Annotated in this window: 17 protein-coding genes; 6 read left to right on the forward strand and 11 right to left on the reverse strand. The window is 39.0% G+C overall.

Translation table 11 applies throughout. From position 1 onward, the window contains the following. The 4 genes from BMSHG_RS14280 to BMSHG_RS14305 all read left to right on the forward strand — a co-directional run. On the forward strand, positions 1-876 hold an 876-nt coding region (locus tag BMSHG_RS14280; RefSeq protein WP_148346960.1), incomplete at its 5' end, for an IS3 family transposase. A 204-nt stretch (positions 877-1,080) separates the two neighbouring features. Next, on the forward strand, positions 1,081-1,509 hold the full coding sequence (locus tag BMSHG_RS28820) for a hypothetical protein (RefSeq protein WP_019155127.1): 429 nt from the start codon (positions 1,081-1,083) through the stop codon (positions 1,507-1,509). Between the two features lie 556 nt (positions 1,510-2,065). After that, on the forward strand, positions 2,066-3,100 hold the full coding sequence (locus BMSHG_RS14295; protein ID WP_026073465.1) for a glycosyltransferase family 2 protein: 1,035 nt from the start codon (positions 2,066-2,068) through the stop codon (positions 3,098-3,100). Between the two features lie 289 nt (positions 3,101-3,389). Then, positions 3,390-4,507, forward strand: a protein-coding gene (locus tag BMSHG_RS14305; RefSeq protein ID WP_087946637.1) for an IS3 family transposase whose coding sequence is annotated in 2 segments (ribosomal slippage) — positions 3,390-3,633 and positions 3,633-4,507 — 1,119 coding nt in all. Because the reading frame shifts where the segments join, the coding sequence is not laid out codon by codon here. Position 4,508: 1 nt separating this feature from the next. Here BMSHG_RS14305 and BMSHG_RS14310 read toward each other — a convergent pair. The 11 genes from BMSHG_RS14310 to BMSHG_RS14365 form a co-directional block, all read right to left on the reverse strand. Continuing rightward, positions 4,509-5,006, reverse strand: coding sequence for a ParB N-terminal domain-containing protein (locus BMSHG_RS14310; protein WP_019155132.1), 498 nt, complete (start codon positions 5,004-5,006; stop codon positions 4,509-4,511). Beyond that, entirely contained in the window at positions 4,981-6,162 is a 1,182-nt protein-coding gene (metK, locus tag BMSHG_RS14315; RefSeq protein ID WP_019155133.1) for a methionine adenosyltransferase, read from the reverse strand. The genes BMSHG_RS14310 and metK overlap by 26 nt, the downstream gene beginning before the upstream one ends. A gap of 20 nt (positions 6,163-6,182) precedes the next feature. Beyond that, positions 6,183-6,734, reverse strand: a complete 552-nt coding sequence (locus tag BMSHG_RS14320; RefSeq protein ID WP_019155134.1) for a P27 family phage terminase small subunit — start codon at positions 6,732-6,734, stop codon at positions 6,183-6,185. Between the two features lie 111 nt (positions 6,735-6,845). Then, on the reverse strand, positions 6,846-7,205 hold the full coding sequence (locus BMSHG_RS14325) for an HNH endonuclease (protein ID WP_019155135.1): 360 nt from the start codon (positions 7,203-7,205) through the stop codon (positions 6,846-6,848). 154 nt (positions 7,206-7,359) lie between these two features. Continuing rightward, entirely contained in the window at positions 7,360-7,773 is a 414-nt protein-coding gene (locus BMSHG_RS14330; RefSeq protein ID WP_000987998.1) for a DUF1492 domain-containing protein, read from the reverse strand. Next, on the reverse strand, positions 7,770-7,991 hold the full coding sequence (locus tag BMSHG_RS14335) for a hypothetical protein (RefSeq protein ID WP_015926212.1): 222 nt from the start codon (positions 7,989-7,991) through the stop codon (positions 7,770-7,772). The genes BMSHG_RS14330 and BMSHG_RS14335 overlap by 4 nt, the downstream gene beginning before the upstream one ends. Further along, positions 7,988-9,349, reverse strand: a complete 1,362-nt coding sequence (locus tag BMSHG_RS14340) for a DEAD/DEAH box helicase (RefSeq protein WP_019155137.1) — start codon at positions 9,347-9,349, stop codon at positions 7,988-7,990. The genes BMSHG_RS14335 and BMSHG_RS14340 overlap by 4 nt, the downstream gene beginning before the upstream one ends. Continuing rightward, on the reverse strand, positions 9,330-9,611 hold the full coding sequence (locus tag BMSHG_RS14345; RefSeq protein WP_019155138.1) for a VRR-NUC domain-containing protein: 282 nt from the start codon (positions 9,609-9,611) through the stop codon (positions 9,330-9,332). The genes BMSHG_RS14340 and BMSHG_RS14345 overlap by 20 nt, the downstream gene beginning before the upstream one ends. Before the next feature lie 219 nt (positions 9,612-9,830). Beyond that, the gene (locus tag BMSHG_RS26235; RefSeq protein WP_019155139.1) at positions 9,831-12,197 is read right to left on the reverse strand and encodes a virulence-associated E family protein; all 2,367 of its coding nucleotides are present in this window, start codon (positions 12,195-12,197) and stop codon (positions 9,831-9,833) included. Then, a complete protein-coding gene (locus tag BMSHG_RS14360) occupies positions 12,194-12,628 on the reverse strand; it encodes a DUF7768 domain-containing protein (protein ID WP_019155140.1) in 435 nt (144 codons plus the stop codon). The genes BMSHG_RS26235 and BMSHG_RS14360 overlap by 4 nt, the downstream gene beginning before the upstream one ends. Beyond that, positions 12,628-13,365 carry a phage antirepressor Ant gene (locus BMSHG_RS14365; RefSeq protein ID WP_019155141.1) on the reverse strand — a complete coding sequence of 246 codons (738 nt, stop codon included), beginning with the start codon at positions 13,363-13,365 and terminating at the stop codon, positions 12,628-12,630. The genes BMSHG_RS14360 and BMSHG_RS14365 overlap by 1 nt, the downstream gene beginning before the upstream one ends. Before the next feature lie 611 nt (positions 13,366-13,976). On the opposite strand from BMSHG_RS14365, the gene BMSHG_RS14375 reads away from it, so the two are divergent. Together BMSHG_RS14375 and BMSHG_RS26240 are read left to right on the forward strand one after the other, a co-directional pair. After that, positions 13,977-14,309, forward strand: coding sequence for a hypothetical protein (locus BMSHG_RS14375; protein WP_019155143.1), 333 nt, complete (start codon positions 13,977-13,979; stop codon positions 14,307-14,309). A gap of 136 nt (positions 14,310-14,445) precedes the next feature. Further along, entirely contained in the window at positions 14,446-14,847 is a 402-nt protein-coding gene (locus BMSHG_RS26240) for a hypothetical protein (RefSeq protein ID WP_019155144.1), read from the forward strand. Position 14,848 lies beyond the last annotated feature (1 nt).

Here is a 14,848-nt window from a genome sequence, read left to right on the forward strand (position 1 = left end):
ACTTGCCAAAAACAAGCTGATACTAGGACGAAAGTAAATGTGATTAAAAATAATCGTCACAAATACTCGATATCAGCAATGTGCGACGTCCTACAACTCCCAAGAAGTACCTATTATTATGAAGCAAAAGAGCAATCTAAATCAGATGATGAACTTACTGTTACCATCATCGATATTTTTCATAAAAGCCGCCAGAACTATGGCACTCGTAAGATAAAACATGAGTTGGAAAAACTCGGTAAAATTGCATCCAGAAGACGTATTGGCCGAATCATGAAAGAAAATGGGCTAGTATCAAACTATACAGTTGGCCAGTTTAAGCCACATGTGGATAAATGTAATGAATCTAAAGTTGAAAATGTGTTGAATAGGGAATTTGATCAACAAAAGGAATTAACGGTTGTAGTCAGTGATTTAACATACGTAAGGGTCCAAAAAAATTGGCATTACATATGTCTATTTGTTGATCTTTACAATAGAGAAATTGTTGGACATAGTGCCGGTCCTAATAAAGATGCTGGACTAGTCTACCAAGCCTTATCAACGATTAAAGCTGATTTAAGACAAATTCAACTATTTCACACAGACCGAGGAAACGAGTTTAAAAACAAGACAATCGATGAAGCTTTAGATACATTCGAGATTAAACGGTCGTTAAGCATGAAAGGTTGCCCATATGATAACGCAGTAGCCGAAGCCACATTTAAAATTATTAAGACAGAATTTGTAAAAGGTAAATATTTTGAAAGTTTAGAACAGTTAAAGTTGGAATTAGAAGATTATGTTCATTGGTTTAATCATATAAGAATTCACGGATCACTGGGGTATTTAAGCCCAATTGAATACAAAATAGAACACCTTAAAAAAATTGTCTAGTCTAGTGTTGACATACCACTTGTCTTATTACATAACACTAATTCGTCTGAGAAGCATATAGTTTTTCGATAAAAAAGTGATTTCTTAAACTGTTTTATATCCACTCTAATTTCAAATAACTAGGAACCAATTATTTCATAACTCATATATTATAAAGAACGTCCTAGTCATTTGATAAAGGCAAAAATGGATTGGAGGATCTATATGTCATTACCTACTATTCCTAACATTACTCCAAAAATCTCACTAACCCGTTGTGAAACGATCAATTTATTGCTTGCATCCATTGCATTAGAGGAGATTGGTTTATCCCATATTTTGAATGCAGAAGGGGAAAAAATACAACATTTCTTAAAAAAGGATCCTTGTAACGTTGAGGATTATATAAAATTAAATGCAAGCGTCAATAAGATGCTGCGATCGATTGTCAGTTCTCAAACATTACTTCAATTTAAGTTAGAAGAAGTTATTTCAATTGATGATGAGGCATGTCATGAAAAATGCGATTCGAAAGATAAAGACAAATGTTCTAAAAAATGTGATAAACAAAAAAATAATATCTGTAAGGATACAAAGGTGATTCCTTGTATTTGTTCAAAGTGTCAAAGTAAAGAAAAGAATAAAGAATGCTAGAATTAAGCGCCTGTAACGCCTTTCCATCATTGATATGAATCGAGAGGAAACGTTTAGGAGAGGAGTTGAATCATTGCAAACAAATCATAGTTTCGATGAAAAGAAAGTCATGAAAACGGTAGAAAATCATTACCATTTCATACAGTCATTTATTAAATTGATAATAAAATATTTTTTTGTTTATTCCTATGCAATTTCTTCAAAAAAAAAAATTTAACTGAAAAACAAATTATTCAATCTTTACTCCTAATTGAAAAGCTGCACATGTATATGAATTATCGGCATTATCTCTATAATCAGGTAATACCTTTATCAGATGATCATTTTACCTACTATTCAATTGAAAGTAATAATACTTATTTATTAATAAAAAAATTACAGCACCTGATTAAGCAACATCATTTTGTCCATTCAGATAATCAATTGTTATGCAACAATATTATCTCTCAGATTCTGAACTATTACCCTGCTTCCACTGTTAAAATCATTATTTTGAAAGAACCTTCTCCTCCTTGGAAACCACCGAATCATTAATTATAACGGATGGGATGATTAAATGACATCGCAGACAATCTCACTCTGTATGATTGTTAAAAACGAGGAAGATTTTATTGAACAATGTTTACAAAGTGTTCAAAAGTTAGTTAATGAGATTATTATTGTGGATACGGGCTCAAGCGATCAAACGATTAACATTTGTAAGAACTATAATGCTTCTATCTTTTCTTATGAATGGAATGATCATTTTGCAGAAGCCCGTAACTATGGTTTATCAAAGGCTAGTGGTAATTGGATATTATGGTTAGATGCTGATGAAAAATTGGAAGTTCAAAAATCGAAATTAATACAAGATGCAATACAACAAACGAATGCGTTAATGATTTATATGCCTATTGTTAATTATTACGGTCAATCTCTACCCATTCAAGAAGAAGATGCTTTTATCTATTACCAGCCACGACTATTTCGTAATCATGTAGGTATTCGATTTACTAATCGAATTCACGAAACACTCCAACTACCCCAATCACTCGAATCATCTCATGATATAGTAAGTATTGATACTGAAATTTATCATTATGGTTATTTCAAAAAAATTACAGACCAACGAAATAAATCTCGAAGGAATTTACAGGTCCTTTTTAAAGAATTTCAAGACAGTTCTCATAGTCCTTGGATTGAATATCATTTAGCTAGTGAATTTTATCGATTAAAAGAATATCAAACAGCTTTTAACTATATAAATAAATCAATCTTAGGATTTTTACAGCAAGGATATACACCTCCTGCTCTTTTATACCGTTTGAAATATGATATTTTATTTGAGACGAAGAGCTATGAAGTTGCTAGTTTTAGTATTGATAAGGCTCTTCTTCTTTATCCGGATTATGTAGATCTTCATTTTTTAAAAGGGCTTTTTTTATTTCAAATAAAAAATTATCCAGCTGCAATAGCTTCATTTGATAAATGTCTGGAACTAGGAGAACATCACACAGACTATCTTATTACAAGGGGTGCAGGTAGCTTTAAAGCAGAACATTATAAACAATTATGTTTAAAAGCAATGATAGTTCCAGAAAGTGATTTGTAGTTGGATGTCGTCAAGGAGCTGAATCGGCTACACTTAACTGGACAATAAAAATAAGGTCAAGTAGACTAACCACCAAATTTGGGCATACTGCTTACTGTCATAAGAGATCCATTCTAGAAACTTTACGTGGAGAAGCGGGTATGCTAGCCTTGTCGGCGGGGCCAGGTGTACTTATCAGCTGGCTTCCTGGTCGGGAAAGCATGTCCGCAGAGGCTCCATGTCAAGTTTCGGCATTATTCCACTGTTGTTGCAGTCTACGTTACCCCTATTTAGTTAAGGAGAGACTTACATGAGAGAAAGAAGAACTTTTACTTCCGAATTTAAAGCTCAAATGGTCAAGTTATACGAAAGCGGAAAGCCCAGAAAAGATATCATTAGTGAATACGATTTAACGCCTTCGGCATTGGACAAATGGATTAAACAAAGCAAAACATCTGGTTCGTTTAAAGAGAAGGATAATAGGACACCAGAACAAACAGAGTTGATCAAACTTCGTAAAGAAAACCAACGTTTATTGATGGAAAATGATATTTTAAAGCAAGCTGCGCTGATACTAGGACGAAAGTAAATGTGATCAAAAATAACCGACACAAATACTCGATATCAGCAATGTGTGACGTCCTACAACTCCCAAGAAGTACCTATTATTACGAAGCAAAAGAGCAATCAAAATCAGAAGATGAACTCGCATTTGCCATAATTGATATATTCAATAAAAGTCGCCAAAACTATGGCACACGCAAAATTAAACATGAATTAAAAAAGCTTGGCATAGTTGCATCCAGACGACGTATTGGCAGAATTATGAAAAAGAATGGGCTAGTATCTAAATATACAGTCGCTCAATTTAAGCCTCATGTAGATAAATGTAATGAATCAAAAGCTAAAAACGAGTTAAATAGGGAATTCAATCAACAAAATGAATTATCTGTGGTAGTGAGTGATTTAACATACGTAAGAGTCGAAAATCGATGGCATTACATATGTTTATTTGTTGATCTTTATAATCGTGAAATTATTGGTCACAGTGCTGGGCCTCATAAAAACGCAGGCCTAGTATATCAAGCCTTATCGACTATAAAAGCTGATTTACGGCAAATTCAATTGTTTCACACGGACCGAGGAAATGAGTTTAAAAACAGGATGATTGATGAAGCATTAGAAACATTTAAAATAAAGCGTTCATTGAGTATGAAAGGTTGTCCGTATGATAATGCGGTAGCTGAAGCCACCTTTAAAATTATTAAGACAGAGTTTGTCAAAGGGAAACATTTTGAAAATTTAGAACGGTTGAAATTAGAATTAGATGATTATGTTCATTGGTTTAATCATATCAGAATTCACGGAACACTTGGGTATTTAAGCCCTATTGAATATAAAAATGAACACCTTAAAAAAGTTGTCTAGTTTAGTGTTGACATACCACATCCCCTAAATGCGAAACAGCGGGCTTTTTCAGCTCGCTGTCTACATCGAAATCATCTTCTTTTATATTATCCTTAAGGGAATCCTTGAAAAGATCCTCCAACTCTCCCGGGTCAAAACCTGTCAAAGACACATCAAAGTCTGAAGCATTTAAGTCCGTGATGAGAAGTGCTAATTTGTCTTTATCCCAATCACCACTAATTTTATTTAGTGCAATGTTCAGCGCCTTCTCCTTTTGCTCATCCATTTCAACAACTACGCATTCTATCTCATCCATGCCCATACTCAGCAGGATTTTCAAACGCTGATGACCTCCGATGACTCTGCCTGTGGTCTTATTCCATATTACGGGTTCTACATATCCAAACTCCTCAAGGGAGCGTTTAAGTTTCTCATATTCAGGATCACCCGGTTTTAAATCCTTCCTTGGGTTATATTCAGCGGGGATGAGGTGTTTAGTTTTTATCTTCTCTATCAACATACTTTTCCACCGCCTTTCTAAATTCATTGTACTTATTTACATCCTCCCACGGGAATAGACAACTATTAAAGTGACCATAAACAGCTGTATCAGAGTAAATCACATTCCTTAGACGCAACTTCTCTATGATTGCCGCAGGTCTTAAATTGAAAATCTCCTGTGCAGCAAGAGTTAATATTTCGTCAGAAACAATACCTGTGCCAAGAGTATTTACAGAAAAGGCTACAGGATTTGCCTTACCAATGGCATAGGATATACTAACTTCACATCTCTTTGCATATCCACACCAGACGATATGCTTTGCAATGTACCGAGCCATATAGGCACCGCTTCGGTCAACTTTGGTGGGGTCTTTACCACTAAGTGCGCCTCCTCCATGAGATGCAAGTCCTCCATAGGTATCAACCATAACTTTTCTACCAGTTAAGCCTGTATCGGCAGCGGGACCACCTTCGACAAATCTACCAGAGGGGTTAATGAGAATTTCTGTTTCATCATCAAATGGGAAGTCCTCAAAGCACTGCCATAGGACATTGTTAAGGATATCTGTCTTTAGTTCTTCCTGTGTTTTATTCTTATCATGCTGTACCGATATCACGATAGTCTTTATTCGCACTGGAGTGTCCCCTTCATATTCCACCGTCACCTGTGCTTTACCATCTGGGTGGATACCTTTTATCAGTTTCCCTTTTCGGCAATCATCCAGTCTCTTTACAATCCTGTGAGATAGTATAAGGGGTAGGGGAAGCATTTCTCCTGTTTCCTTTGTAGCATAGCCATACACAGTTCCTTGGTCTCCAGCACCTATCGAACCATACTGTTCATTTATTCCATTTCTTGCTTCCAGTGCAGTATCCACGCCAGTTGCAATATCTACACTTTGTTTGTGTACAAATACATAAATTAAGAATCTAAGAGGGTTGTATCCAATCTCTTTAAGGACATTCCTAACAATGTATCGGATGTCTATTTTCTCGCTGCAGGAGATTTCGCCCGCCACGATAATTTTCCCTTTGGTTGCCATTACCTCACAAGCGACACGTGATGCTTTGTCTTTACGTAGGCAAGCTTCCAAAATGCTATCTGCTATGATGTCGCATAGTTTGTCAGGATGTCCAGCACATACACTTTCGGCTGTTAAATATCTTTTACTCATTACATCATATCTCCTCATCTTTATTTTCCTCTGCGGGCAGATAGCAGTCGCTCCATCACGTCGTCCTGTGGATTTAAACCAGAATACTCTGTAGCACAATTCTCTCGAACGATTTGATATATCTCCATCCATAGCCTGTTTGTCTGGCTCATAAAGTTCTGACTCATCACTACATAAGGACTTTGAATTGCATTGCCGGTGGTTGGGTGCTTGGCTAGAAAGCCAAACTCGGTTACTGCTTCCTCACACTGTATCCATCTGGCCGCACTCATGGCATATCGCTCTAGAAGCTGTGGAAGTACCAAATGGGCACAGCCTCGCTCCTCAAGCCATTTCCATGTAATTTCATAGATTTCACTCGCTACTAGGGTTTTTCCATCCTTTTGCACTGCGGAGAGCATGGCCATTGGCTTTGGCATTTCTTGCCCCTTCAGGTCAGCGGTATTTTGGAACTCAACGACTTCAAGCTTTCTCTTACCAGGATTCCCCTCTGCAATTTTGTCAGCAAGTGGTTTCTTTTTTTGACCGGAGCCTATACGGGCGCCGCCACGATTTGTTCCATCTTTGGCCATTCACTCACCTCTTTTCGTCGATGGGCCTATTACCCTGTTTGATACCGCGAATTTTCACGCGTTGCCCCACGCCCGTTACACAAAAGAAAAGCTGTGGAGATTTGACTCCCCCTACCGGGTTCCCCAACGGTCTCCATCTCTTGCCGTGATTGCAGAGTGGCAAGGAGTACAAAGAGCCATCAGATTACTTCTATCGTGAGTCCCTCCTCTTGCAAGAGGAAGAATGTGATGGACTTCATTTGCTGGGGTCAGCTTTCCTTGTCGTTTACATTCCTCACAAAGAGGATGAGCTTCAATGTAGCGGTCACGTATCCTTTTCCAAGCACGACCATAACGCTTACGGGTTGCTGGGTCACGGTCATACTTCTCATATCGTGCCGCTTCCTTCTTGCCATGCTCTTCACAAAAGCGCTTGTCGGTTAGCTCTGGGCAACCAGGGTAAGAGCACGGTCGATTAGGTTTCTTTGGCATACTGCACCTCCTTTTGCCCATAGAAAAAGCCCTCGCAGGAGAAATGCTCCCGTGAAGGCTTCTGTTTGCTAATATTCCATACTACCATTATATAACTTTCACTACGGACAAACAGTGTCACCGTATGCCAAACTATGCCACGGTGTGCCAACTTTTATTTAGGTACCTTTAAATGTTGCAAAGCGGATGAATGGAGTCTATGCACGGTTCTCATAGAAACATTAAGGTTAACACAGATTTCTTCCCAGTTAAGAAAGTTAATGTATCGGTAGCGAAGAATCAGCTTCTCATCTACGTTTTCCATCTGGTTAATCGCTTCACGGATATCTGATTTAAGCTTTACTAGCCGTTCAACCTCTTGTTGTATCTGTTGCTCCAAATCTACTATTCTAATCACATACTTTTCAAAGGGTGGGTCAGTACACTTGGTTCGACTGACTTTTTCCTCAAGAACGGGGGATGAAACACTTCTTGATAGTTCCCTTAAGTTTTGTAATTCTTCAAGGTCGGAATTAATCAATTCATTCAGACGATAGGCCTGTTTTAAGAATTCCTTAGCCGTCATCATCGCACCACCTCCTCTTGTAGCTGTTGAATTAACATGTCAGGGTTTAGGGAGGTGAGGACATTGAACAATCCAGAATGAAAGAAGCACTCAACCTCACGTTTTGTATATAAAGCAGAATCATTGCGAGGGTGTTTTGCTAGTCTTTTCAGTGCAAAACGATAATCCTTGACTGCCTGTAGAATAATGGCATTTGCCAGTTTTTCAAATGCATCCATCATACAGCATCCCTTGCTTTCCCAAGATTTGCTTTGACCGCATTAATAAGATCGGATTGTGTCTTTTCCTTTCGTCTCAAGGCATTCATAACATCTTCATCAATCGTGCCTTTAGTAATAATGTGATGAATAACCACTGTCTCATTTTGACCTTGTCTCCAAAGTCTCGCATTTGTTTGCTGATAGAGTTCTAGACTCCAAGTAAGTCCAAACCAGATAAGCGTTGAACCTCCACTTTGTAAGTTGAGACCGTGTCCCGCTGATGCAGGATGAATAACCGCTACAGAAATATCGCCGTTGTTCCAATCCTTGATATCCTTGGAAGTTTTAATTTCTCTGACATTGAATTTTGCCTTAATACGCTCTAAATCGTGATTATACCAATAGGCAATAAGCACAGGTTTTCCGTTAGCACCTTCAATTAAATCCTCAAGAGCATCTAGCTTGCGGTCATGGATAATATGAGAGTTTTTATCATCATCATAGATAGCACCGTTTGCCATTTGCAGAAGTTTACCTGAAAGGACGGCTGCATTCATGGCATCAATCTCCTCATCAGCAAATTCAAAAACCATCTCTTCACGAAAGTGATCATATACGGATTGTTCCTTGTCATTTAGATACACAGGCACTTCATTGATCATGCACTCTGGCATTTTCAGAAAATCCACTGATTTCATGGAAATGGTGATATCCGAAATGAGCCGATATATGGCATCTTCAGCACCTGGCAATGGTTTATATGAAAACACGATCTGCTGATTGCGTTTATCTGGTGTAAAAAAGGAATTCCGGTAGTGAGTGATGTACCTGCCGAGTCTTTTACCCATGTCAAGAATACGAAACTCCGCCCACAAATCCATTAGCCCATTACTAGAAGGTGTGCCTGTAAGACCTACAATCCGTTTTGCCCTTGGTCTTACTTTTAGTAGACTTTTAAATCTTTTGGCACCATAGGACTTAAAGGATGATAGCTCATCGATTACCACCATGTCATAATCAAAAGGGATGCCACTTTTGTTTACCAACCAGTCAACATTTTCTCTATTTATAAGATAGACACTTGCAGGTTTTCTAAGAGCCGCCAATCGCTCCTGTTCTGTGCCGATGGCTACCGAAAACTCCAGTCCTTTTAAATGCTCCCACTTATTTATCTCAGCTGGCCAAGTATCCCTTGCTACTCGAAGTGGAGCAATGACCAGAACCTTTCCAATTTCAAAACTATCAAGACATAAATCAAATATAGCTGTTAGAGTAATGACGCTTTTGCCAAGACCCATTTCTAAAAACACCGCAGCGATGGGATGCTCAAGTATGAAGTTCGTTGCATAGGTCTGATATTTATGAGGATTGTATTTCACCCAGTATCCCTCCAATCTGCTTAACATCATCAATGACATAGCAGGTAAAGCCTAACTTCTGTAATTGCTTTATTCTTCTAATCTGTAACGGACGAGGTTTCTTTCCGGGAGCCTTTAATTCCACAAAAGCCATCTTCCCATATGGTAAAAGCACAAGACGGTCTGGCATTCCATCTAAACCTGGACTAACAAACTTCGCCGCAATACCTCCTATCTTTTTTACCTCAGCCACCAGTTTCTTTTCGATATATTTTTCAAGCATAAATACCTCCCATATAAAAAGGCTCGGAACAAGAAAACAACTTTGACCCAATTTTCCTATACGCGCGCGTATGCGTGTATGCACAGGCTACTATTACTTCTTTTTACTATTTATAAATAAATAGGATACTTCTTGTTCCACTTGTTCCGAACCGTTGATTTTCCTTATCATTACTAGCTTTAGGGAAAGAAAGAGTATGGGAACAAGGTAAGGTACAACTTAGCGTTGTTCCTCGACTCGGGAATAAGCTCGTTGCTTTCCGTAGACAGGAAACGTCACAACACCATTCTTGTTCCCAGTGTACTTGTTCCACTCACTGATCTTTCTCATAATGGCACCGATGGCATAGGAATCTGAAGGCTTTAGCATGGATGCCTCTTTACCGAAACACTCACACCAAATTTCCATATTACAGACAAGGGTCCTTTTTACGGTTCCAACACGGGTGCCGCCGCCAAATTCGCTACCGCCGAGGAAATTTCTACGCTCGTACAAAGACATCGTATCCCAATCATCCGGCAAGAGCGTATCCAGATAGGTACGAACCAATCCTTCTCGTTCATCTGTTTCCATCGCATCTGCCTGTTCACTCGTTGCCATGGATACATCATCACCTTCAAGGTAGAGTTTTTCGCCCTTCTCATATAGCACTAGTGCCTCTGCCCAAATCTGCTGTACTTCCTCTTTGGTCATCTGCCAAGCTTTCTTTTTACCGTTACCGTTAATGCGGACTGGCCAAAATCTGCGGTTGCCCGTAATATCTCGAAGAAATCCACTTTCTGCATTCGTTGAACCTACAATTACACACTGACGGGGATGGCTTTCGACGTTGACCCCATAACTTGCACGGTACTTATCATCTGCCCTTGAAATAAAGGACTTCACAACCTCCACATCCGTCTTACGCATTCCAGCAAGCTCTCCTAGTTCCAGCAACCAATATCCCTGAAGTTTCTCAGCCCCGGATTTATCCTTCATATCTGTAATAGTCAAACTGTCTGAAAACCAGTCTCCAGCAAGCTTAGCAAAGAAGGTTGATTTACCGATTCCTTGAGGACCGTTTAAGATAAGAACACTATCAAACTTTGTACCTGGTCTATAAATACGGGCTACCGCTGCAACCATCGTTTTGCGTATGACTGCTTTTGTATAGGAATTATCTGTTGCACCGAAATAATCAATTAATAGATTATCTACTCGGCTAATACCATCCCATTTTGGCAGGGAGTCCAGATATTCCTTAACAGGATGGTAGGCTCGTTCTGACGCTACAGCTAACACAGCATCTTTGGTCTTGGTAGGGGAATAGACTCCGTATTTACTGCTTAAGTACACCTTAAGAAGCGCGTTATCCGAATCATTCCAACCAGCCTTGATCTGTTCCCAAGGCAGACCACCTTTGGCATCAATCCCATCACGGTGGCAGTTGAAAGCGATATGCTGTAAATTCTCATCATGCCGAATAATCAGAACGATGTTATCCAATGTGTCTTTTATTCGGCCTTGCTTATCCAATTCCAAAGCTGTCTGCCAATCCTCATCACTAAACTCCTCTTCAGCCTGAGCCTGTCTTTCCTTTGCGAACTCAGCTTTTACCGCTTCATCTTTTATAGCAAACTCGCACATTGCCACAAAAGATGGCATCTTACCAGGAACCGTGGTGGTAGAAGCTTTATCATCTAAAGAACCAAATTTATGAATACGAACAAGATCAAAAGCATTGAGGAGCAGGCTGCTTGCTGGGTCTGTGGCATGGTGGCTGTATGCAAATTTATCATCATAGATAATCACACCCGCACTGCTGTCAGCTGGAATATAATCGTACCGTCCTTCCATAGCAGAGGGGGCATAAACAGCACCTAAGAATTTTTCTATAGCTTCACGAACGAAATAGGCACGACAGAATGTTCCTACCACACCTTCCTTTAAAAGCGGATCTGCTTGTTCTTTCAGACTTCGATTAATCACTTCAGACTGCCTGCTTGATACCGGCCAAGTTGATGTATCCCGCCAGTTTTGATATTTTGAAAGATAAACATCCGGGTCAAGTAATGCTCCATCCTGCTCTTCGTAGACAAATTCACCATTAGAGGAAGTGGATGGCCAATACATAAGGCGATGTGCTTCATATGTCGTATCATCGAAAAGGTCCATACCAATTTCTTTTGCCACCATACGTCCAACGGCTGCATATTCTTCTTCACTGATCTCACGAGCAAGAGGAACGATAAGTCTGAGTCTCGGATTTTCCGGTGTGTGCTTATGGGTGGAGTAAACACAACATTTGAAATCGAAAAGTATTGAGATTTGTTCCCAAATATCCGGTCTACCGTAATCCATATCAAGGGTAAGCAAAGAGCGACATAGAACATTGCCCTTCTTTCGCCTTCCTTCTTTTAAATGTCCTCCGACAAAGCCACCCACGTCTTTGATATCATCTTGTTGACCTTTTTTAAGTTTCCGATATTCCTCTACCGTTTCTGTAGTACGTTGTGTTGTCTTTACACGGGAGCAAAAATCCTCCCATGAAATATCTTTGTTTTTCCACTTCCTATCCATCCGGCTATTGCCCACTGCAATTTTCATAAACTTTCGACCTCCTCATGCTCCGGACTAAAATATCTAACCGTTTGTCTGCGTTTCTTGGCGACTTCAATTTCCCTCTCCATACCGTTTGAGATGGTATTGCCCAGCACCCACACCTCGGAACATTTGCCCATGAGCACAATGTCCATAAATATGGCAAGCTCCCGTTCCTCTGGATTTTCATCATCCATAAACTGTGGAAACATAAGGTGGGGAGCAATTGGAATACAGTTACTTTCCAAGGCAAACCTGCAAAAACTACGAGCCTTTTTAACGTTTTCTTCTACATCACCGGAATAGGGAGAACAGATATATACAAGCGGCTTAAAGGCAGATTTTTTCTCTGCCTTTTCCTTTCTCATTATGTTGGTCAGTGCTTCATGGGGAGTTGGGTCATGGTATCCTTCATGGTTAAATTTGTTGATTCCCATTACACACCCTCCATTTCTATTTGAGGCAAAATACCGTCTGCCTTCATCAGTTCGTAAATGAAGAGTCTGCCTTTTTGTGTCCAATATGTATGGACCTTTGTATGCTGTTGCCCGTTACTGCCAAGGTAGTTATGTGTCTTAGTACTGGTGTATCCTTTTTCCGCATACTTCTGATATAAAAGCCAAATGCCGCCTTGTTTAAATTGGATGCCCTTTTTATTAAGATAGCGGTTCATCCAAATAGCTGACTTACCATAATCTTTGGCGATTGCTGATGTGGAAATGAGGTCTTTGCAATTTAAAACCACATCGTAATAAGACACTTTCGGTTTCATTTCTGCAATTTGCTGATTCTGAACAGCAACTGTACCTTCAAGCACTTTATTTTGTTTCCTTACTTGTGTTAGCTGTTGATTGGCAATCTGAAGTGCCCTTGCCATGATTGCTTCTGGAGAGTTCCATCGTCTTTCAATTTCAAGAAAGTACCCGCGGCATTGTTTTCCTTTTGGAGTACGCTGTATCATGCATAGCTCTTTTGCCATATCAATTGTTATTTGGTGGTCAACAGCTGGTCTTCCACCTGTACTTTCCGACAGAAATGTCGAAAAGTCCGTACCCTCCACAAATCCATACTCACACATTCTTGGAAACCATTTATCATATTTCGGAAGTTTAGAATGAATGTCATTTGAATCCGTTTCCAGAAACATATCCACTATATCTGTAACAAAATGCATTGTGCTCATAAGTTCCTTGACAAATTGGAATTGATCTAAAGAATTTCCTTTCCAAATCTTTCGTAATGTCATCACATTGTAAATGCAAGAATATGTAGTTTGATTTTTATTTCAGCCTCACGATACATCTATGATTTTGCGGAATTTTTCTTTATTAAAAATATTACATAGTCCTTCAACTATTTTATAGCTCGTGTAATTAGTGCTAAACAACAATTAAAAAGATAGTCATAATAACGGAATTTAGTTATTTCAATCTCATGATGTCGTATACGATATTTATTTCCAATGTCCGTCAACATCTTAAATTCATTATGAAACAGATCAGTAAAATCATCATTTCCTTTTGCCATATCACTTACTATTTTTTCTGATAAATAGTTCTTATCTAAATCTAGTATGCCTTTAATCATTAAACTTCTTTACTTGTCAAACTGTTACATGATAGACGACAGCACAATCACATAGTCAACATTGACATAATATAGCATAAACACTTTCACTGAGTGTCATATATCTCATCTGCTTTAATAATCGTTATAGATTTGATTCTATGTTTGAAAGCGTGAGATATCATTAAGCATTAATACTTGAAAGGAGGAATTTACTCTATGTCAATGCCCAATATACCTAACATAAATGCAACCATCAGTATCACTCTTGAAGATTCTGTCAATCTTTTGCTTGCTTCCGTGGCCTTTGAGGAACTGGGGCTTTCTCATATCATCAACGCCGAAGCTGAAAAGATTCAGTATGCCCTTGGAACGCTCAGAGGACAGAATCCCCCCACTACGCCCCCGACGATTGATGAACTTCTAGGAATCAATGAGTCGGTTAGTCAAACATTGAGAAACGTCATTAAAAACCAAATGCTTCTTCATTTTAAGTTGAAAGATACGCTATCCATTTCGACATCCACAACGACGACTACCGGGACGCCATAACTTTGTAATTGCAAATTTTAATGAGTAGATAAGCAGACACATATGCACCGCCTTGTTATTCATTTAGTTTTGAGCGTTGAACCAATGTCGAAAAAACATCTTGTGATATAAAAACCAAATAGAAAGGAGTCCAATTATGTCATTTCCAAACATGCCTAATGTAACTCCACATATCAATATTAACCGAGATAGCGTCATCAATCTTTTGTTGGCGTCCATAGCATTGGAAGAATTAGGATTGTCTCATATCATCAACGCCGAAGCTGAAAAGATTCAGTATGTCCTTGGAACACTTGACGGGCAAACCCCACCAGAGCCCGCTACAATTGATGATTTATTGAAAATCAACAATTCGGTGAATCAGACGCTCAAAGATACTATTAAAACCCAGATACTTCTTCAGTTCCAACTCGAGGATCTCATCAATTATGAACAGCTTGGCATACACGTTAATACTGCAAGCGTAACGGCCGTATTCGAAGGCAACACCTACTACGCCAGCGACAGTGCATATTATCATACAACGGGAGGAATGTAAT

It is taken from the genome of Robertmurraya massiliosenegalensis JC6 (assembly GCF_000311725.1).
Lineage (GTDB): Bacteria > Bacillota > Bacilli > Bacillales > Cytobacillaceae > Robertmurraya > Robertmurraya massiliosenegalensis.